At 54.4% G+C, this 20,515-nt stretch carries 18 protein-coding genes; 12 read left to right on the forward strand and 6 right to left on the reverse strand.

The annotated features are described in order from the left end of the window. Window positions 1–28 precede the first annotated feature (28 nt). From xylA to H522_RS0106915, 7 genes are all read left to right on the forward strand, one after another. Entirely contained in the window at window positions 29–1,186 is a 1,158-nt protein-coding gene (gene xylA / locus H522_RS0106885) for a xylose isomerase (protein ID WP_026961764.1), read from the forward strand. Between the two features lie 143 nt (window positions 1,187–1,329). Beyond that, the gene (gene yicI / locus H522_RS0106890; RefSeq protein ID WP_026961765.1) at window positions 1,330–3,651 is read left to right on the forward strand and encodes an alpha-xylosidase; all 2,322 of its coding nucleotides are present in this window, start codon (window positions 1,330–1,332) and stop codon (window positions 3,649–3,651) included. 212 nt (window positions 3,652–3,863) lie between these two features. After that, complete coding sequence (locus H522_RS0106895) at window positions 3,864–4,874, forward strand: NAD-dependent 4,6-dehydratase LegB (protein ID WP_026961766.1); 1,011 nt, start codon at window positions 3,864–3,866, stop codon at window positions 4,872–4,874. Beyond that, entirely contained in the window at window positions 4,871–6,058 is a 1,188-nt protein-coding gene (locus tag H522_RS0106900; RefSeq protein ID WP_026961767.1) for a LegC family aminotransferase, read from the forward strand. The genes H522_RS0106895 and H522_RS0106900 overlap by 4 nt, the downstream gene beginning before the upstream one ends. Beyond that, window positions 6,045–7,202 (forward strand): UDP-N-acetylglucosamine 2-epimerase, encoded by a 1,158-nt coding sequence (gene neuC / locus H522_RS0106905; protein ID WP_026961768.1) that lies wholly within the window; start codon window positions 6,045–6,047, stop codon window positions 7,200–7,202. Before H522_RS0106900 ends, neuC begins: the two co-directional genes overlap by 14 nt. Continuing rightward, a complete protein-coding gene (gene neuB / locus H522_RS0106910; protein ID WP_026961769.1) occupies window positions 7,203–8,285 on the forward strand; it encodes an N-acetylneuraminate synthase in 1,083 nt (360 codons plus the stop codon). Beyond that, on the forward strand, window positions 8,282–8,908 hold the full coding sequence (locus H522_RS0106915; protein WP_026961770.1) for a NeuD/PglB/VioB family sugar acetyltransferase: 627 nt from the start codon (window positions 8,282–8,284) through the stop codon (window positions 8,906–8,908). Before neuB ends, H522_RS0106915 begins: the two co-directional genes overlap by 4 nt. Window positions 8,909–8,954: 46 nt before the next feature. On the opposite strand, the gene H522_RS0106920 is transcribed toward H522_RS0106915, so the two are convergent. The 5 genes from H522_RS0106920 to H522_RS0106940 form a co-directional block, all read right to left on the reverse strand. Then, window positions 8,955–9,782 carry an SDR family oxidoreductase gene (locus H522_RS0106920; protein ID WP_026961771.1) on the reverse strand — a complete coding sequence of 276 codons (828 nt, stop codon included), beginning with the start codon at window positions 9,780–9,782 and terminating at the stop codon, window positions 8,955–8,957. Next, on the reverse strand, window positions 9,751–10,482 hold the full coding sequence (locus H522_RS0106925; protein WP_026961772.1) for an acylneuraminate cytidylyltransferase family protein: 732 nt from the start codon (window positions 10,480–10,482) through the stop codon (window positions 9,751–9,753). The genes H522_RS0106920 and H522_RS0106925 overlap by 32 nt, the downstream gene beginning before the upstream one ends. Beyond that, entirely contained in the window at window positions 10,479–11,387 is a 909-nt protein-coding gene (locus H522_RS0106930) for a Gfo/Idh/MocA family protein (RefSeq protein WP_026961773.1), read from the reverse strand. The genes H522_RS0106925 and H522_RS0106930 overlap by 4 nt, the downstream gene beginning before the upstream one ends. After that, a complete protein-coding gene (locus H522_RS0106935; protein WP_026961774.1) occupies window positions 11,384–12,427 on the reverse strand; it encodes a nucleotidyltransferase family protein in 1,044 nt (347 codons plus the stop codon). Before H522_RS0106935 ends, H522_RS0106930 begins: the two co-directional genes overlap by 4 nt. Window positions 12,428–12,521: 94 nt before the next feature. Continuing rightward, window positions 12,522–13,196 carry a DUF6385 domain-containing protein gene (locus H522_RS0106940; protein WP_026961775.1) on the reverse strand — a complete coding sequence of 225 codons (675 nt, stop codon included), beginning with the start codon at window positions 13,194–13,196 and terminating at the stop codon, window positions 12,522–12,524. 226 nt (window positions 13,197–13,422) lie between these two features. On the opposite strand from H522_RS0106940, the gene H522_RS0106945 reads away from it, so the two are divergent. After that, entirely contained in the window at window positions 13,423–14,733 is a 1,311-nt protein-coding gene (locus H522_RS0106945) for a glycosyltransferase family 2 protein (RefSeq protein ID WP_026961776.1), read from the forward strand. Between the two features lie 33 nt (window positions 14,734–14,766). On the opposite strand, the gene H522_RS0106950 is transcribed toward H522_RS0106945, so the two are convergent. Continuing rightward, window positions 14,767–15,153, reverse strand: a complete 387-nt coding sequence (locus tag H522_RS0106950; protein ID WP_026961777.1) for a DUF6385 domain-containing protein — start codon at window positions 15,151–15,153, stop codon at window positions 14,767–14,769. A gap of 420 nt (window positions 15,154–15,573) precedes the next feature. Here H522_RS0106950 and H522_RS0106955 point away from each other — a divergent pair, with 420 nt between their 5' ends. The 4 genes from H522_RS0106955 to acs all read left to right on the forward strand — a co-directional run bounded on the left by H522_RS0106955 (window position 15,574) and on the right by acs (window position 20,510). Next, window positions 15,574–16,083, forward strand: coding sequence for a hypothetical protein (locus H522_RS0106955; protein ID WP_026961778.1), 510 nt, complete (start codon window positions 15,574–15,576; stop codon window positions 16,081–16,083). Then, the gene (locus H522_RS21730) at window positions 16,070–16,402 is read left to right on the forward strand and encodes a hypothetical protein (RefSeq protein WP_026961779.1); all 333 of its coding nucleotides are present in this window, start codon (window positions 16,070–16,072) and stop codon (window positions 16,400–16,402) included. Before H522_RS0106955 ends, H522_RS21730 begins: the two co-directional genes overlap by 14 nt. Then, window positions 16,383–18,296: a motility associated factor glycosyltransferase family protein gene (locus tag H522_RS0106965; RefSeq protein ID WP_155836241.1), complete on the forward strand. Its 1,914-nt coding sequence runs from the start codon at window positions 16,383–16,385 to the stop codon at window positions 18,294–18,296. Before H522_RS21730 ends, H522_RS0106965 begins: the two co-directional genes overlap by 20 nt. Window positions 18,297–18,554: 258 nt before the next feature. Continuing rightward, window positions 18,555–20,510 carry an acetate--CoA ligase gene (acs, locus tag H522_RS0106970; RefSeq protein WP_026961781.1) on the forward strand — a complete coding sequence of 652 codons (1,956 nt, stop codon included), beginning with the start codon at window positions 18,555–18,557 and terminating at the stop codon, window positions 20,508–20,510. Window positions 20,511–20,515: the final 5 nt, after the last annotated feature.

Genomic DNA, 20,515 nt, shown 5'->3' on the forward strand with positions numbered 1-20,515 from the left:
ACGTTGAGTAAAAGGAGTTGGCGAATCAATGAGCAATTTCACCCCCCGTCCCGAAGATCACTTTACGTTTGGCTTGTGGACCACCGGCAACCGCGGGCGCGATCCGTTCGGCGTCGAGGTGCGTCCGGTACTCAATCCCTTGGACAACCTGGAACTGATGGCGGAAGTCGGGGCCTACGGGGTCACCCTGCACGATAACGACCTGATTCCAATCGACGCGACTTTGGCCGAACGCGACCAGATTGTCAGCCAGTTCAAGGACAAGGCACAATCTCTCGGTCTCAAGGTGCCGATGATGACCGTCAATCTGTTTACTGATCCGGTGTTCCGCGACGGCGCGTTCACGTCAAATCGCAAGCCGGTGCGGGAATACGCGATTCGCAAGACCATCGACGCGATTGACGTGGCGCACGAGCTGGGCGCGGAAGTGTTCGTGCTTTGGGGCGGCCGCGAGGGTGTAGAAGTGGATGCTTCCAAAGACCCGCGCGATGCGCTGAAACGGTATCAGGAAGCGATCAACTTTTTGTGTGAATACGTACTGGATCATAAGTACGGCCTGAAGTTTGCGCTCGAGGCAAAGCCCAACGAGCCGCGCGGGGATTTGTTCCTACCGACGACCGGCGCGATGCTCGGATTCATCGCCACCCTTGACCATCCCGAGATGGTCGGCGTCAACCCGGAAGTGGCGCATGAACAGATGGCGGGTCTGGTGTTCCACCATCAGGTGGCACAGGCGTTGGCGGCCGGCAAGTTGTTCCACATCGACCTGAATGATCAGAAAATCGGGCGTTTTGACCAGGATTTGCGGTTTGGATCGGAAAACATCAAGGCCACCTTCTACCTGGTCAAGCTGCTGGAGGATGCCGGTTATCAAGGCATGCGGCACTTTGACGCACACGCGTACCGCAGTGAAGACCTCGAAGGGGTAAAGGACTTTGCCCGTGGCTGCATCCGCAACTACCTTATCCTCCGCGACAAGGTGGAGCGGTTCAACCAAGACGCGGAGATTCAGGGCTTGCTCAAGGAAATCCAGGCGGAAGACGATGGGCACTCGATTGTGTATTCGACGGACACGGTCAACCGTCTGCGCACACAGGCGTTTGACCGCGTGGCGTACGGACAGAAAGGGTACAAGTACGAGAAGCTCGACCAGTTGGTCGTCGAACTGCTGCTTGGCGTCCGTTGACTCTGGACCGAGCATCCACGCACGTACACTTCTGACCGGCGGCCAGGAGACTGCAGCACATTGTACACATCAGCTGAAAAACGGACGGCTGGAGCACCCCGGCCGTCCGTACGCGCATCATCGACGGAAAAGGAGAGAAGCCTGTGAAGTTCAGCAACGGGAACTGGCTCAACCGCCCCGGGGTGGACATGCACCTGCCGGCAGAGGTGCATACAGTCGACCATCGCGAGCGGTCTCTGGTCTTATATGCACCCTGCCACCCCATCGTTCACCGCGGCGCGACCTTACAAGGACCCCTGCTGACGATACACCTGTCGTCCCCCTTGGAGAACGTAATCCGTGTGCGTGTGGAGCACTTTCGCGGCGGCAAGATGCGGGGCCCCGAGTTTGAATTGGCGGACCATCCGGTTCCTGTAGCCGTGGAGGAGACGGAGGACACGGTTCGTTTCACCTCTGGCAAGTTGTCTGTGCGGGTAAACAAGCGTCGGTTTCAAATGGACTTTTTCGGAGACGGGCGGCGCTTGACCGGCAGCGGCAGCAAGGCGATGGCCTACATCCGGATGAACGAAGAGACACCCTACGTCAAGGAAGAGCTGGACTTGGGCGTGGGCGAATGCGTGTACGGCCTGGGCGAACGGTTTGGCCCGTTTGTCAAGAACGGACAGGTGGTTGACATCTGGAATGAAGATGGCGGCACCGGGTCCGAACAGGCGTATAAAAACATTCCTTTTTACATCACCAACCGCGGCTATGGGGTGTTTGTCAACCACCCGGAACACGTAGGGTTTGAGGTCGCATCGGAGAAGGTGTCCAGGGTACAGTTTTCTGTCACCGGGGAGGTGCTGGAATACTTTGTGATCTATGGCCCGACACCCAAAGACGTCATCCGTCGCTATACCGATTTAACCGGCAAACCCGCCCTGCCGCCGGCCTGGTCGTTCGGCCTCTGGTTGAGCACATCGTTTACCACCGATTACGACGAACAGACGGTCAACCACTTCGTCGATGGAATGGCCGAACGGGGGATTCCGCTCGACGTCTTCCACTTCGACTGCTTCTGGATGAAGGAGTTTGAGTGGTGCAACTTTACCTGGGACGAGCGGGTCTTCCCTGACCCAGAAGGCATGCTCCGGCGACTAAAGGAAAAGGGGCTGCACGTCTGCGTTTGGATTAACCCGTACATCGGGCAGAAGTCTCCCTTGTTTGATGAGGCGGCCGCCCAGGGCTTTCTGCTCAAACGGCCGAATGGGGACGTCTGGCAATGGGATTTGTGGCAACCAGGCATGGGCTTGGTCGACTTTACGAACCCAGCGGCCCGGACCTGGTTCCAGAGCAAGCTGGAGCCTCTCCTCGACATGGGGGTGGATTGCTTCAAAACCGACTTCGGCGAGCGCATTCCCACCGACGTGGCCTATCACGACGGGGCGGATCCGCAAAAGATGCATAACTACTACACCTACCTCTACAATCAGACGGTGTTTGAGCTCTTGCAGAGGAAGCGCGGCGAGCGTGAAGCGGTGGTGTTTGCCCGCTCTGCGACCGCAGGTGGACAAAAGTTCCCGGTCCACTGGGGTGGCGACTGTTATGCGCGCTATGAGTCGATGGCGGAAAGCCTGCGCGGCGGGCTGTCCTTGGGGGTGTGTGGGTTTGGCTACTGGAGCCACGACATCGGCGGCTTCGAGGAAACAGCCACCGCAGACGTCTACAAACGCTGGATTGCTTTTGGTCTCTTGTCCAGCCACAGCCGCCTGCACGGGAGCTCGTCCTACCGTGTGCCGTGGCTGTTTGACGAGGAGGCAGTCGATGTCCTGCGCCACTTCACTACCGTCAAGTTGAAGCTGATGCCCTACCTCTACGGGCAGGCCGTCACAGCGCATACCGAAGGAATTCCGATGATGCGGGCGATGTTCCTTGAGTTCCCGGACGATCCGGCCTGTGACACGTTGGACCGTCAGTACATGCTGGGGGACTCGTTGTTGGTGGCGCCGGTGTTCTCGCCCGATGGCCTGGTTGACTTTTACCTGCCGGAAGGGCTGTGGACTCACTACCTGACCGGTGAGCAGGTGGTCGGGGGCCGCTGGCTGCGCAGCCGTTACGACTATTTCAGCCTGCCCCTGTTCGTGCGCGGCAACACCATTTTGGCGACCGGATCGCGATCGGATAAGGCGGAATACGACTATACCGACGGTGTCTGCTATGAGGTGTTCGCGCTGGAGGACGAACATAGGGCGGAAGCCACCGTGTACACTCCTGGCGCCTCCGGACGTGCCAAGGCGGTGGCCGAACGTCACGCAAATCGCATCGACTTCCGGGTGGACGGGGCGGTGAAGCCGTGGACCGTGCTCCTGAACGGAGTGCAGAACGTGGCCAGCGTCGAGGGAGGCGGCGTCGAGAGGACAGAGCGTGGGGTGCGCATTGTCCCCGAAGATGGCGCTTCCTCCTTGGCGATTCGGCTTTCCCACTGAAGGCAACGGGAGTTTGAAAGAGGTCTGGGTATCCAGGCCTCTTTTCTTAGTGCCCCTGGAGGAATCGACAACGTAAAACGACTCACGGTGTATTCGAATTTGACCTTGACATGACCCGCATTGACATTTTCTGGCGGAACAAAGCGGCAGCCCGGTGAATAAGCTGGCACAGAAGGAGGAGTTTCTTGGTTCCAAAGATTGGAGGATGAGCGGTGAAGCTCGCCCATCAGAGTGTACTGGTCACCGGGGCGGACGGATTTATTGGTTCGCACCTGGTTGAACAGCTTGTCCGCGTTGGGGCCGATGTGAGAGCGTTTGTGTTTTATAACTCATTGAACTCGTTTGGCTGGATTGAACACTTACCAAAGGATGTCATGTCGCAGATTGACATTGTTGCAGGGGATATTCGCGATTCTTGCATGGTTAAGGAGGCGTTGTCTGGTTGCGATACGGTTTTCCATCTCGCCGCACTGGTTGGGGTTCCGTATTCGTACCACGCACCAGAAAGCTACGTGGAGACGAACGTGAAGGGTACGCTGAACGTGCTTCAAGCAGCTCGAGATTTGGAAATCCAAAAAGTTATCCATACCTCAACTAGCGAAGTTTACGGCACTGCCAGATGGGTGCCCATAACAGAGGAGCATCCTCTACAGGGCCAGTCCCCTTATGCGGCGACCAAGATTGGGGCCGACCAGTTGGCGCTGTCCTTTCACCACTCGTTTGGCATGCCAGTGGCCATCCTTCGTCCGTTCAACACGTACGGTCCCAGGCAGTCGCTGCGGGCTGTCATTCCTACCATTGTTGCACAAATTGCGAGCGGGACAACGAGAATCAGATTGGGGGCGCTGCAGCCGACACGAGACTTTACGTACGTCAAAGACACGGTCCGTGGATTTGTGGCGATAGCGGAGTCGGATCAATCCGTGGGTCAAGTCATCCAGGTTGGCAGCAACCATGAGATTTCCATCGGCGATCTTGTACACCTGATTGCGGACGTGATGGGAGTTGACGTCGAAGTGGAAGTGGAGCCGAATCGGCTTCGTCCACCAGGCAGTGAAGTGGAGCGCTTATGGGCGGATACTTCGAAAGCCCAACAATTGCTCGGGTGGGTTCCAACCTATGGCGGCCGGGAAGGGCTGATACGAGGACTGCAAGAGACGGTGGCGTGGTTTACGGATCCAACAAACCTACGTGGCTACAAGCCATACATGTACAACCTATGACGAAGGATCAGTTGGTCGCCGACATCTTGTCCCGACTGCGGAATGTGGTTCGAGAGACGGAGAAACCCGTAGCCCTCCACGAGCCTGATTTTGACGGAAGCGAATGGGCGGTTGTGAAAGAGTGTCTCGATCAACGTTGGGTATCTTCTGCCGGTACACTGGTGGATGAGTTTGAGAGGGGGCTGGCGGAGTATACAGGGATTGCGTATGCCATGGCTACGGTGAATGGAACCGCTGCCCTGCACATTTGCCTGTTGCTCGCCGGGGTCGAACCGGGTGATGAGGTGTTGGTTCCCGCGCTGACATTCGTGGCGACAGCCAACGCGGTTTCGTATTGCGGCGGGATTCCGCACGTGGTCGATTGCTCCGAAGAAACACTGGGGATGGATCCAGGAAAACTAGCTGACCACCTCAAGGAGGTTGCCGAGATCCGTGCAGAAGGTTCGTGGAATCGGGTCACTGGCCGCAGGATCAAAGCGGTGGTCGCGATGCACACCTTTGGCCACCCAGTGGATATGGATCCGCTCGTCGAATTGTGCACTCGTTACAAACTGGAACTTATCGAGGACGCGGCGGAGTCCCTTGGCTCCTTTTACAAGGGCCGCCATACCGGGAGTTGGGGGAAGCTTTCAGCTCTCAGTTTCAATGGCAACAAGATCATCACGACCGGCGGCGGGGGAGCCATCCTCACCCACGACGAGAGCCTGGCGCGTATGGCGAAACACCTCACGACGGTGGCGAAACGACCACATCGGTGGAAGTTTGTGCACGACCGGATTGGGTACAATTACCGGATGCCGAATCTCAACGCTGCACTCGGGATTGCTCAATTAAGGCGCTTGCCAGACTTGGTGCGCCGAAAGAGAGAGCTGGCTCTGGCGTATCAAAAGGCTTTTGAAGGGGCGGTCGGGTATCGCTGGGTCAGCGAGCCGAAGTTTGCGCGCAGCAACTACTGGATGAATGCCCTGATTCTTGATGAACCGTTTGCTAATTACTTGGAAGACGTGCTTGAACAGACCCACCGCGCCGGCGTGATGACGCGGCCGTTTTGGACGCCCTTACACCAGCTTGAGATGTACAAGGGATGTCCACGCATGGATCTGTCTGTGGCTGAAAGTTTGGCGCAAAGAACCGTGAACATTCCAAGCAGTTCATTTCTGGGAGGGCATCATGGCGAAGGGTAGGATCTGTGTCATCACCGGCAGCCGTGCAGAATACGGACTTTTGTATGGTGTGATGCGGAGGATTCGGGACGATCCTGAGCTTGAACTGCGAATTGTCGCAACCGGTATGCACCTTTCGCCGGAGTTCGGGTTGACGTACCAAGCCATTGAGCGAGATGGATTCGAGATTGACGAAAAGGTCGAAATATTGGTTTCCAGTGATACTCCGGTAGGTGTGGCCAAATCTATTGGCCTGGGCGTCATCGGGTTTGCCGATACCCTGCAAAGGCTGCAGCCGGACATGGTGGTTGTTTTGGGTGATCGGTTTGAGACGTTTGCGGGAGCTTTGGCCGCATTCATTGAGCGAATCCCGATTGCCCACATCGGAGGTGGCGATGTCACAGAGGGGGCGTTTGACGAATCTATCCGTCACAGCATCACAAAAATGGCCTTTCTGCATTTCGTCACCAATGAAGGTTCACGCCGGCGCGTGTGCCAACTCGGTGAAGACCCAGCGCGTGTCTTCAACGTTGGGCACCCGGGTATCGATGCGATTCGGCGATTGAGGCTGTTGTCTCGGAAGGAGTTGGAGCGTGCGTTGGCGTTTCAGTTCCACCCGCGAAACCTTCTTGTGACGTTTCATCCGGTTACGATGGGCCGGCGGGATTCAGCGACGGAGTTTGGCGAACTACTCAATGCGTTGAATCGTCTCGGCGAGGGGACAGGGATTTTGTTTACCAAACCGAACGCGGATCCGGAGGGCCGTGTGCTGGCAGATATGGTGGACGACTTCGTGGCTCATCATTCGAACGCCAAGGCCTTTATTTCGCTGGGCCAACAACACTACTTTAGTGCCGTCAGATGGGTTGACGTCGTGGTCGGGAACTCGTCCAGTGGAATTTGTGAAGTGCCTTCATTGGGCAGGCCGACGGTGGACATCGGGGATCGACAGAAGGGAAGGCTGAGAGGGAATTCCGTCATTCACTGTGAGGCCCAGACGGACGCAATTCTCCGGGCTATCGACTGTGCACTGCGATTCCATGGGAAGATCGAAAACCCCTACGGTGACGGAACCAGCAGCCAGAAGATTGTACAGGAAATCAAACGACACCTGTATCGCGGAGTGAGGCAACAACTCAAGCCGTTTTTCGAGGTGGGAATTTAGATGGATCTCTCTCGTACATTCGTGGTGGCTGAAATCGGCGTCAACCACAACGGCTCATTGGATTTGGCCAAACAGTTGGTCGACGCCGCGGCGTCGGCGGGGGCGGACGCTGTCAAGTTCCAAACGTTTCGGGCGGATCAGTTATTACGCACGGATGCGCCGAAGCCCGAGTATCAAAGGCATACTACAGACATCGACGAATCTCAATATGATATGCTGCGCAGATTCCAACTGTCGGCCGAGGCACATCAGGAACTATACGACTATTGCAAAAAGAGACACCTCGAGTTTTTGTCGACCCCGTTTGACCGCGACAGCGCAGACCTGTTGGTCAATGAACTCGGTGTTTCCATTGTAAAAATCTCTTCAGGGGACGTGACGAACGCTCCCCTACTGTTGCACATTGCCCAAACTCGCAGGCAGGTGATTTTGTCTACCGGGATGTGCACGTTGGGAGAGGTGGAACAGGCGTTGGCTGTACTCGCTTTTGGTTTCACAAAACCGTGCGGATGCCGGCCCAGCCTGCATGACATGCGTCTTGCATACAGCTCCGAAGTGGGTCAGAAGGCGCTCGCAGACCATGTGATATTGTTGCACACCACGTCAGAGTACCCGGCGCCATACCAAGACGTGAACTTGCGAGCGATGGATACGCTTCGTCAGGCTTTTCAATTGCCCGTCGGACTTTCCGACCATACATCCGGCATCGCGGTCTCGATTGCGGCGGTTGCGCGAGGAGCGGCGGTGATTGAGAGGCATCTGACGTTGGACCGCGGCATGGAAGGGCCCGACCACCGCGCATCTCTGGAACCGGATGAGTTGCAGAGCATGATCCAGGCTATTCGACAGGTTGAGCAGGCCTTGGGGTCTCCCGTCAAGCGGCCCACAGTCGTGGAGAGCGAAAACGCTCAGTGGGTTCGTCGGAGCATTGTGGCAGCGCGTCCCATCCAGATGGGTGAGGTTTTTCACGAAGACAATCTGGCCGTCAAACGACCTGGAACTGGGTTGTCTCCCGTATATTATTGGGATGTATTAGGAAAAAGAGCGGGAAGGGACTTTAAGAAGGACGAGATAATACAGTGAACATTGGGATTTTCGGTGCTTCTGGGCTCGCGGTGGAAGTGGCGGACATCTGTCAGGAGCTCGGGTATCACAATGTCGTTTTGATTGACAAGGAAAAGACCGTGAAGGAACGTTCCGGATTCCCAATCCGCTCCGAGGACGCGGTAGAGACATTGGCCGAAGCGGGATACCACTTTGTCATCGCGATTGGTAGTCCCGAGCTGCGTCGACAAGTCTATCGGAGATATCCTGACCTCCAGTATGTGAATATCGTCCACCCAGCGGCCACGTTTGGTCGGCGTCAAGCGTTGGAACTTCACCGAAGGGTTGGGAACATCGTGCTTGCCGGCGCTCGTATGACCAGTGACATTCAGTGCGGGAATTTTGGCATTTATAATCAGAACTGCACGATTGCTCATGACTGCGTTGTGGAAGACTTTGTCACTATTGGTCCAGGAGCAAACGTTTCTGGAAACGTCCACCTTCAGGAGTGCGCGTACATCGGAACGGGGTCGGTCATCTTGCAAGGGGCCTCTCGCGCGAGAAAAATGGTCATCGGCAGGCATGCCACCATTGGAGCAGGAGCCGTCGTCACCAGACATGTACCCGACCATCATGTGGTCAAGGGTGTGCCTGCCAAATGATACGAAGTCAGACCATCCCGTTCAGCGACACTTTGGCTAATGGCCATCACCACGCATGCAAACCGCCGTCGACGATGAGGCTGTGACCGGTCATATAGCTGGAAGCTTCGGATGCCAAGAAAACAACCGCGCCGACGAGTTCATGGGGCTGTGCCATTCTCTGCATCGGAACTCGGTGAGCGTAATTGTTGATGAATGTATCATTTTGCCCGCTCTCCACGCCTCCAGGTACCAAGGTGTTCACGCGAATTCCGTACTTGGCCCAATGTGTCGCCAAATACTTGGTCAACCCGACGACCGCCGCCTTGGTAGCTGCATAGACTGCCGGGGTGTTAATGGCGACTCCTAAATAGTTGGCACCTTCGTAAATTCTATCGTCCGGTCCCATAATCCCGTAGATGGAAGACGTCTGTATGATTGAACCGCCGGTTCCCTGTTTTATCAACTGGTTTCCGACCGCCTGCGCAACCAAAAACATGCCGTCGAGGTTTACGGACACCACGTTTCGCCACTGTTCCAGGGAATAGGTTTCAAATGGCGAAAAGAAAGCTTTCACATCCTCTGATTTGCTGGCCGCGTTGTTCAACAGAACATGGATGGGACCGAGTTCTTCGATGGTTTTCTGCACCATGCCTTGGACCGATGCCGCGTTGGCGACGTCGCAGGCAATGCCAGTGCAGTGGGTTCCGTACTGCTCCTGAAGGGCTTGCGCGAAGCGGTTCACTTCGGTTTCGTCCAAGTCGACAACGGCCACATTGGCTCCGAAATCGGCTAATGCTGAGCAAAAGCGCCGCCCCAAAATCCCTAGTCCACCCGTAACGATGGCAGTCTTCCCGGACAGTTCAAAGAGGCTGCGATAGGTTGGTATGCGCACAGGATCCCCGCCTTTTCTGCATCAAGAATTCCACCAACTCGAAGTCAAGGGGCGAATCGATATCTATGGACCTTTCCGGCGGCATGACGTATAGCAGCGTTCGTGGGTTGAACAACGTTTTGCAGGCCAAGAGACAATCGCGTTTCCATACATAAACCGACGCATTGAGGTCGTAGGTAACGGGGGTGTCCTGTCGCCGGGCAATGGGCTCGGCTGGAGGTTTAACCAATGTTACGGTCCCATCTTTCGTCATCTCCACCAGGTTGAAATACGGGGAGCGGCGAGACGGAGCTGCCGACAACACATTTGGGGCGTCTGATTCTTCCAAGAGCAGGACCGCCCCGACAATGTCCTCGACGTTGCGCAGGGGGGAGGTCACATCCAGGTCAACAATCGTGTCGAACCGGTTATCAACCTGTTGTTCCACGACTTTGACGCAGTGCACGATGGCTTGAAGTTTTGGCGTATCGTCGGCTGCTAGGGATGGTGGTCGAAGCACCAATTGTTGGATTCCGTACGACTTTGCGACTTCTAAAATAGAAGGATCATCACTGCTCACCGCAATCTCGTCAAAGAGACCTGACGCCTGGGCCTGCAAAATCGAATGGGCGATGAGCGGTTTTCCCAGTAGGCTTCGGATGTTCTTATTGGGCACCCCTTTTGATCCGGATCGAGCGCAGATTGTACAAAGCCTTTTCATCGTGTCACCCACCTTCCTTGACTGGCGGTCTGCTCCGCTTTGACAATCAGCTCCATCGTTTCTTGGGCTTCATGGATGGAGCACAGCGTGGCGTGTTCCCCCGTGAGCACGGCTGTGTGCTGGGCCCGATACGTGGTGTCGGAGTCGCAGGGGAGCATTTCGACAGAGTGGTCGACTTGAATCGTGTGGCGCACCAGATCTGCCCGGTACGTATGCGTGTCTGTGTTGACCAGGACCTCTCGCCGACGGAATCGGTCAAGGTAGTTTATTTGTATGTTTACGATGGGGCATTGGTTCGTACTCATAAGGAGTGCAAAGGCATCATCGCTGTCAATTTCCAGGTGGCTGTAATGACCACCGATAGCGGTGATTCTTGTCCATGGACCGAACAGCCACTGCACATAATCCAGTTCGTGGCTGAGATCCCGCAGGACTCCTCCTCCTTCACTGCGCTTCGAAGAATAATGGTTCCGGTAGTCGTCCGGGCGCCACGTCGGCAGATATTGTCCCGCGTACACTTGTGCAGAGAGGATAGACTGTCCCTCAAGGTGCGACCTGAGTTGCTGCAGAACAGGGTGGAACCTGAGGTTGTAACCCACAAACACCTTCTTTGGTGGATGGAGTGGCAGTCTGTACGGGGTTGCAAACAACGGCTTTTCAATGAGCACAACCCCATCATATGCTTGCGCAGACAGTTCAGCGAACGTGCCGTAGTGTTCGGATGTCCGATTGGCGATGACGACGTACCCCGGTTGGAACGTCTCCAGTGCATCTTTCACCGTCCGAAACACAGGAAAAGGACAACCATCACGGTGGCTCACCACGGCGACCGGACACCCGAGTTCGGCGAGAATCCGACCGTGCCGTTGTCCAATCGATCCAAACCCGACGATGAGAGCGTTCATGAGAACACCTCACCATACTCTTGGTTGGCCCTCACATAATCGTCCATCTTCCCGATGTCTAGCCAGTATTCTCGAATCGGAAAGACACTCACCGGATGACCTTGTGAAAGGAGGAGGTGAAACAGATTGGTCATATCTGTGTACCTGTCTTTCGGGACCAGAGATATCGTTTGTGGTTCTAGAACATAGATACCGGCATTGATAAACATGCGCTGAACCGGCTTTTCTTCCACGCCGACAAAGCGGTGACCATCCACCTGCACAACTCCGTAGGGAATGGTGTGGGTATGTTGTCGGATGCACATGGTTGCCATGCTTCGATTTTGGGCATGAAACTCCAGCAGCTGACTGAAGTCGACGCTCGTCAACAGGTCCCCGTTCATCACAATAAACGGCAGGCGTGGTTCATCTGGAAGCAGGGACAGTGCACCGGCAGTGCCCAGGCGCTTCACTTCACGAAGGTACTCAATTTGCACTCCCCATTTACTGCCGTCGCCAAAATAACTCTCAATCATATCCGCTCTGTAGTTGACCGAGAAGAAGAATCGACAGAACGAGTGAGCGATGAGAGACTCCAAAATGATTTCCAGGATAGGTTTCGGGCCGACTTTGAGCAACGGTTTCGGGCATTCGTCGGTGAGCGGGGCGAGTCGTGTACCCAACCCTCCGGCCATGATCACGACCCAGTTTTCCCGTTTCGGGGATTGGACAAAATCTTCAAATACCTCCAAACCGATAACTCGACCTAGCCCATCGAGTACGGGAATCCGTCGAATTCCTTGACGGATCATTATGGAAAATACCGTCTGTGACGACGTGCCCTGGGTCATCACGATGGGATTTTTGTTCATGACCAAGTGAACAGGTTCATGCAAGCCGATCCCGTGCAAGATGGCCCGCCGCACGTCGCCATCCGTCACGGTTCCCAGCAATCGTGCGTTTGTATCCACCACCAGGGCAATTTGTCTCGCATCCGCGTCGATAATCTGGATGGTCTCTTCCAACGAATCCGTAGGGGCCACCAAGATATGGTTGCACATTCTCACGGACAATCACCTTTCCTGGTAAATCAATTCCTAGGTACGTCGGCCCTGGAAGACGGAATCCAGGGCCAGACGCACAACTACGAAGGAATTACACATGGCCCTGCGCGAACGTCAGCAGGGTGCTGCCGGCCGCATCTGCCTTTTTCGACGCGATCCGTGCGTATTTGGTAAACCGCCCTGGTGTGAAGGTGAAGATTTTTCCTGCGGTCAGGGTTTGTACCGTCGAACCAGGATCGTCGTACCAATTTGTTGCATCGGCACTCAGCTGGATCTTCGCGTTGATGTTTCCCGTTGCGCCCGCATTTTGCACTGTAAATGTGAAGGCCGATAGTTGAAGTACGTTTTGGGTGAACCCAAACCCATAGGTTGCAGTGGAGGAGACTACGCGTGTCGAAGCGGTGCTCACCGTGGCACGGCCCCCAAGTTGCACATACGGTGCCGTGGATGCGATGGACTGAACGAACGTAACCCGCAGCAGAGAGGCCAACGACTGGAACACGCGCGCCCTCAGGTTGGACTGAGCCGACTGGAACACGCCAGCCTGCAAGAGCGAGTGGGCGGACTGGAACACGCGCGCCCTCAGGTTGGACTGAGCCGACTGGAACACGCCAGCCTGCAGGAGCGAGTGGGCGGACTGGAACACACGCGCCCTCAGGTTAGATTGAGCCGACTGGAATACCTGTGTTCGCAAATTGGATGCGGTCGTCTGGAACACTTGCGTCAAGAACGACGAAGCCACTTCTGAAAAGACTTTGGTAGCCAATACCTTTCATCTCCTTGTGTAGTTAGTCAACCAAAAAGCTGAAGATCAACGGCTTTGACACGAACAATATCAGCCTCACCGTAAATCATGTCCTTGTTCGGGGCGGCACTGACCCGATGGACTGTCTATTTACGTGCCTTTGACATATAATGCGGGGAGCTTTCGTGGAACAACGACATACGCCGCTAACCAAATGTTTAATTTTCGTTTTTGGGGGGATGAGGCGGTGCTTGTTTTCAACCCTTCGCTTTCGGTCTGTATTATCTGCCGGGATGAAGCAGAGAACCTTGCGCGCCTTCTTCCAACGGTGACTTCATTCGCAGACGAAATCGTCGTGGTAGATACGGGTTCGTCGGATCAATCGGTGACGATAGCGAGGCGTTATGGGGCAAAAGTGATTGATTCCCCGTGGGCAGATGATTTCAGTGCTGCGCGTAATACGGCGCTTCGACACGCTACGCGGACGTGGGTTCTGTGTCTGGACTGTGACGATGAGATCCCTGCGGAATCCATGGAACGAATTCAATCATTCATTCGCACAACTTCTGCAGAGGGGGCGTATTTACGCTATGAAAGTCCTGTTGTGGCGCACGGTGAGCAAGCAACCGTTGTCGATTACAAGTTGATGTTGTTTCGAAACCGGAGACACTATAAGTTCCGAGGGCGGATCCATGAGACGGTGGATGAATCCTTGGCTGAGAGGGTTCCTCTGTCGGAAATTCCAGTGTCCGACATTCTCATTCGGCACCACGGGTATGAGGACCCGTGTTCCATGAAGGCAAAATATGAACGGAATTTACGAATTATCCGGTCCATGGCGGACGGAGAAAAGGACCACACTTTTCTTCGTTACTGCGAAGGGGTGTGTCATATCGAAGGGCTTCAATACGAAGCGGCGCTGGCGTCCCTTCGTCCCCTCAAATCTGCATGGTCCCCGGCAAATCCCTTGCATTCCGATGTTCTCTATAAGCTGGTCATCTGTTTGTACGAACTGGGCAAACTGGACGAGGCTCAGAGGGAGCTGTCCACTGCTATCGAAGTATATCCGGATTTTACAGATCTCTACTATTTTTCTGCGTGCATCGACTTTCAACAGGGCTATCTGGAGGAAGCCGAAAGCAAGTGGAGACACTGCCTGGAGATAGGTGAGTCACCTTCCTGCTATTTACACTTGCAGGGAACGGGCACGTATCTCGCCTGGCGCGGGATTCTAGAAATCTGTATACGGCAAGAGAGGCATCGAGACGCAGTGCACGCCTGTCTCAACTGCTTGCGGGCCAAGCCGAATGATTTCACCCGTATGAGGCAGCTGGTGATGTTGATTGCCGACCGCTTCGATTGGCCGGACGGAATACGAGAGTTATCCCGGATCTTTGACCTTGCCGATCCGTCCACAATCTGCTCAATTGCCTCTGTTGGAGAGCAGATTGGCCGACTGGAATGGGCCTATGCCTTGCTGACGTCAGGACTCATGCAGAAATCCGCGGAAAGGTATTCGTGTCAAATCGCACGGCTTCTGAACAAGATGATTGATTAGAAAAACAGGCAGCGGACAGGGTGCTGGATTTATTCAGTTGAGAATTTGGGACTGAAATACAATCCGCAATTTTGTCCGTTGGTCTTCCTCAGAAGAGCGATATAGCAGCCTTATGAGTTTGGAAAAACGAAGTGGGGTGACAATGGTTGTCTCTTTTGCTGGGATGGTCAGAATGCCGTCAAGGTCGTTCGCCAAGTTCTCATGGTCAGTTCCAATCTGAACATAGACTTCGGCATCGGCGTCGCCCATATTATGCACCAAATATACATATTGGATGGAGTGGCTTATATCTTCCAGTGGAAGGGGAGTGAACTGGTTTGTAGCGATGACTGTGTATCTGTGTTCGACAAAGGCGAGATTTTTTGTGCGAACATCGATCTTTGAACGCGTCTCAAGCCTCCCTTTTTTATCGACCTTCACTGGCAGGGCCTTTCCATCATACTGTCCATATATCAGGGTGCGGGGAAGTTTGTTTCGTTTCCGTGTGCTCGATACTGTCCGGATTTTTCTGTGCGAGTAGGTTTCTGATGGACACAAACGACGGTCTGTCGCGGTGTGGCCGCAGATGGTTGAGAGGGCAGGCTTGAAGATGCGTGGTTCCGTCTTCGTCCTCGTTTTGCGCTTGCGGCATACATAAATAGGCCTCTTTCCTTTGTGACTCACGGCTACATCGTCCCCTCCACTGCGATATCCGTCATTATATCTATGTCCTTGTCATCTGACACGGCAGAGACCCATCGTTCGTTCCCCGTGCAACCACGGTACCTTGGGCCATCATCCAATCACTTCAGCGAGCTGCTGCTTATATTGACGGTGATCCCAGCATGGGGGAGCAGATCAATGAGCGGTCAAGTCCGAGCAGCCACGACACATCAATGCAGACAAAAAATCGAAGACTGGTATATCTGGCTCAGGGACAAATTCAGCAGCACCCAGAACGAAAGTTTCCATTTTAGAAACACGGAATTCGAACATCGCGCAATGAGTCTATTATCACGACTATTGGAAGACACACACTGGTTCATACAAACGGGATCGCAAATACTGTACCGGGAAAAATCCGGTCATGAAGCCGGGGGAGACGAGACGATGGACCCATCACACTGGCTTGATTCGCGCCAACAATTGCAATCCGCGATTGAGAAATGGTATGCATGGCTGCTTTCCAATCCCAGTCCCTTGCTAAATTCCGATGACGTAGTTCGGATTCACGCACCTGTTGTGGTTTTTCACAAGGCGAATGAGTGGTTGAGTCGAACCACGATGCTCAACACCGACTGGTTTTTCGATAAGGGTTCCGACATTGTCATGGATCGGTGGAGAAAGGAAGATCACGATGCATACGACTAAGGTGCCCGATTTCGTCTCCTCTATAGAACAAGGTTGTACGGCATGGCGTAGGGGTGACGATTCTGAAGGAGTCACTTGGTTCCAAAAAGCGTGTCTGTTATGGCTCAATGCGTTGGAGCGGGAGGCATTGGGTGAAACGGGTATCAAGTCTGAGACCATGGACCAGATAAGCGGGCTGCTGGATAAAATGATTGAATATTTGTGTAACTCTGATGTCATCCGGGCGACGGACATTGTGGAATATGAGATATTACCCCTTTTAAAGTGCGAATACGGTGTAGGGAGAGGGGACACTGAAATTGAACAATCCCATTCTTGAAGACAACCTGAATTGCCTGCCGGAATCTATTCGGAGGATTTTACCAAGTATCGAACCCAGCAGCGACCTCCCTCAATCGGTTCGAATTATACTTGGGCGGCAAGGTTGGCCAGTTGCTCGAGTGAAACTCGGAGACGCTTTCGTTCATACGAACAGTCTTGTCGATCCGTGGGATGAGGCGAAGCGATGGGCTGAAACGTTGGACTACAAAGATGTGATGGTCAGTTTTATCTACGGATGCGGCTTTGGTTATCCGTTATTGGAATATGCAAAGAGAAAGAAACCCTATACTGAAACCGTCATTTTTGAACGGAATGTTGATCTGTTTTATGCCATGTTAAGTCGTATCGACATGCGGTCGTTATTGACGGACCCATCCGTTCATTTTGTGGTGGGTGACATGCAGCAGATGCGCGAGCAGCTGGGAGAGGTTCTTACAGCCGACTTTTTACTCCGGGCCACCAAGCCAGCGTCATTCTTCACCTGGCTGGCTCATCGGAATGAAAAAGCAACTTACCTTGAGGTTCATGAGTGGATATGGAATAATCTGGAGCTTCACTTGAGTGGGGTTGGGAACTCGGTTCACGACACACTGGTTGGAATGTACAACACACTGGATAATGTTGAGAAAATCTTCTCCAGCGTCCCGTTGAGCTCGCTTCGGGGTGCGTTTGCCGGAAGGCCCGCCTTTATTGTTGCAAATGGCCCGTCCCTCGACAAGAATATTGATACTCTTGCTCAGGCGATAGGAAAATCTCTCATTTTGACGGCCGAATCTGCGCTTCGTCCTTGCTTAAAGAAAAGTATTTGTCCAGACGCCGTCTGCGTGACGGAACGCACTCCGAACGTGTATCATATCCACTTCGAACATGAGCACCTTCCACCCGAACTGGTACTCGTAGGATTGACTTTGATTGACCCAAGAATTCCCCGTCGGTTTTCGGGTCCATGGGTACCGGTGTTTCGTAAAGGGGAATCCACCGGCAAGTGGATCCAGGAGTCTATTTCAGACGATCTCGAAGGGCTCAACGGTGGGGGGTCATCGGCTCATCTGGCGTTTGAATTCGCTCTGTGGTTAGGTGCAAATCCCATTATCTTCGTTGGCCAGGACCTTGCCTTTGGTCCGAACAAGGTTACCCATAGCCGGTTATCGGCGTACTCGGAAGCTTACCTGACGGAGCAAGTACAACTCCTTCAGGCTCAGCCCACCTATTCTGTCCCTGGGATTGACGGAAAACCTGTCGCGACAACAAAAACTTGGTATGAGTTCAAGACGTGGTTTGAACAACAGATTCGCTTACACCCTGAGACGAGATTTATTGACGCTACGGAAGGAGGGGCTTACATTCAAGGGACGGAGGTCATGACGTTGCAAGATGCCATTTCCGCATTTTGCCATAAACCTCTTCCAACATGTCTTTACCATTACGTAACCGCCACGACAATTCCGAACACAGCAGCCGATGAGACGAAGCACAAGGCCTTGTTGCATAGAATTCGTCAGATTCGAGATCAGTTTAATGAATTAGCGCAAGCGGCAGACGAAGACATCCGGACCTGTCGCATGGTCGAAAAAGCATGTTATCTGCAAGAAAAATACCCAGGTACCGTATTGCCTCCTTTTATTGAAACATTGTTTCAGCGAAATACGAACGCGTTTCGCAAGTACGCGGTTGATGAGTGCATTGTTCCATTTACCCAACAGGTCATTTTTGCAGTGCATAAACAGATCAACGACGTCGGAGAGGTAGATACAGTTGAGCGCCTGGAAAAGGTATCAAGATTGCAAAGACAAATGTTCGAATCTATACAAAAAATCTGTCGTCTGGTAGCACGGCACTTTGAATTGGCTGAGGATAGGATCAATGCTCGTCGAACAGCTATCGATCTATAAAGCATAAAATTTAGTACAATATAGACTTTAAACAGGCCTATATCACGGAGAAATTTATAGCCCTCCCCAGAGCACGGACGTTATCCCAGATGCAAGATTTCAAGATGAGGATTCCAGTCACGGCGGGCGGTTCTCAATTCAGTTGATATCGAGTATTATGAATATAACATTTATATCTCCTCATCTTTTGAAACACTTGTGTGCCCCGGGGTGATTTCGTGTGTCCAGTCTGTAAGACCAAGGAAGGGGAGGTCGGTCATGACCAATACACCGAAAAATCTCGACACCCTACTGGCAGAATCACGAACGTTTCCACCCAGTCCATCTTTCCGAGCAAACGCCAATTATCAAGATCCAGCCATCTACGCGCAAGCTTCGGCTGACCCGGAACAATACTGGTCTGACGAGGCGTGTCATCTCGACTGGTTTGAGACTTTTCACACGGTTCTCGAATGGAATCCCCCACACGCCAAATGGTTTCTCGGAGGCACCCTAAACGCTGCGTATAACTGCGTAGATCGCCACCGGGTGGGGGCGCGCAAGAATAAGGCGGCGCTGATATGGGAAGGGGAGCCGGGCGATGTCAAAGTCTATACGTATGACCTGCTCGGCCGGGAAGTAGACCGCGCTGCCCACGTCCTCAAGCAGTTAGGCGTCCAAAAGGGAGACCGGGTTACGATTTACCTGCCGATGATTCCAGAACTCCCCATCGCGATGCTCGCGTGTGCCAAGATTGGCGCCATTCACTCGGTGGTTTTCGCTGGGTTTTCTGCTCAGTCGCTGCGAGACCGGATCTTGGACGCGGATGCCAAGCTGCTCATTACGGCAGATGGCGGCTGGCGCCGAGGGAACCTGCTGCCGCTCAAGGCTAACGCGGATGAGGCGGTGGCTGGAACTCCGGTTGAAAAGGTGTTGGTGGTCGAACGTGTGGGTGAGGCTTCCGGGGCGGTTTATCAGCCCGGCCGTGACGTGCGCTGGGAGGAAATGATGGCCAGCGCCCCGACCACGCCCTTCCCGGCGGAACACATGGACGCGGAAGATATTTTATACCTTTTGTACACCTCCGGCACGACCGGGAAGCCGAAAGGCATCGTGCACACCACGGGTGGGTACTTGGTCGGGTGCAACACGTCGATGCGTAGCGTGTTCGACCTGAAGGATGACGATGTGTACTTCTGCACTGCGGATATTGGCTGGGTGACCGGACACACCTATATCGTTTACGGTCCGCTCTCCGCGGGAGCGACGGTACTCATGTACGAAGGGGCTCCGGATTGGCCGAATCGGGAACGGTTCTGGGAAATGATAGAGCGTTATGGGGTCACCATTTTTTACACGGCGCCGACCTTGATTCGTACGTTTATGAAGTGGGGACCGCAGTATCCGGCCGGCCATGACCTCAGTTCCCTGCGACTCTTGGGCACGGTCGGTGAGCCTATCAATCCGGAGGCCTGGATGTGGTTCCACGAACACGTGGGGCAAGGCCGCTGCCCGATTGCCGACACCTGGTGGCAAACGGAGACCGGCTGCGCCATGATTGCCCCGTTACCCGGCATTGTTACGACCAAACCGGGCTCAGCCACGCGGCCAGTACCCGGTATCTCCGCCAAGGTGGTGGACGAGGAAGGAAAACCGGTGGCGCCGGGGCAAGGCGGATACCTGGTTATCGATAAGCCGTGGCCGTCGATGCTGCGCACCATCTGGCGCGACGATGAGCGGTTCCAAAAAACCTACTTCGGCAAGTTCCCTGGGGTCTACCTGCCCGGGGACGGCGCTCATGTGGATGAGCAAGGGTACTTCTGGATCTTGGGCCGAATCGACGACGTAATCAACGTATCCGGACACCGCATTGGCACGATGGAGGTCGAGAGCGCGCTCGTCGACCATCAGGCGGTGGCCGAGGCGGCGGTCATCGGACGCAGCCATGAGGTCAAAGGCCAAGTCATTACCGCGTTTGTCACGGTGAAGGAAGGCGTCGAGACCAGTGACGCATTGGTTCAGCAGCTGAAGCAGCATGTGGTGGAGAAAATCGGCGCCATGGCCCGGCCGGAGGAAATCATCTTCACGGCAGAGTTGCCAAAAACGCGTAGTGCCAAGATCATGCGGCGCCTGTTGAGGGACATTGCCGAGGGGCGGGTCCTGGGGGATACCACGACCCTGGCCGATCCGTCCGTGGTTGAACAGCTCAAGGAACTCTACCGAGACAAAGAGTAGGGGGC

Origin of the sequence: Alicyclobacillus herbarius DSM 13609 (assembly GCF_000430585.1) — a bacterium.
Classification (GTDB): Bacteria; Bacillota; Bacilli; order Alicyclobacillales; family Alicyclobacillaceae; genus Alicyclobacillus_G; species Alicyclobacillus_G herbarius.

Coding starts and splice junctions, on each gene's coding strand:
- xylA (WP_026961764.1), top strand. CDS start 29: ATGAGCAATTTCACCCCCCGTCCCGAAGATCACTTTACGTTTGGCTTG.
- acs (WP_026961781.1), top strand. CDS start 18,555: ATGACCAATACACCGAAAAATCTCGACACCCTACTGGCAGAATCACGA.
- neuB (WP_026961769.1), top strand. CDS start 7,203: ATGGATCTCTCTCGTACATTCGTGGTGGCTGAAATCGGCGTCAACCAC.
- H522_RS0106900 (WP_026961767.1), top strand. CDS start 4,871: ATGACGAAGGATCAGTTGGTCGCCGACATCTTGTCCCGACTGCGGAAT.
- H522_RS0106955 (WP_026961778.1), top strand. CDS start 15,574: ATGAGCGGTCAAGTCCGAGCAGCCACGACACATCAATGCAGACAAAAA.
- neuC (WP_026961768.1), top strand. CDS start 6,045: ATGGCGAAGGGTAGGATCTGTGTCATCACCGGCAGCCGTGCAGAATAC.
- H522_RS0106930 (WP_026961773.1), bottom strand. CDS start 11,387: ATGAACGCTCTCATCGTCGGGTTTGGATCGATTGGACAACGGCACGGT.
- H522_RS0106925 (WP_026961772.1), bottom strand. CDS start 10,482: ATGAAAAGGCTTTGTACAATCTGCGCTCGATCCGGATCAAAAGGGGTG.
- H522_RS21730 (WP_026961779.1), top strand. CDS start 16,070: ATGCATACGACTAAGGTGCCCGATTTCGTCTCCTCTATAGAACAAGGT.
- H522_RS0106935 (WP_026961774.1), bottom strand. CDS start 12,427: ATGTGCAACCATATCTTGGTGGCCCCTACGGATTCGTTGGAAGAGACC.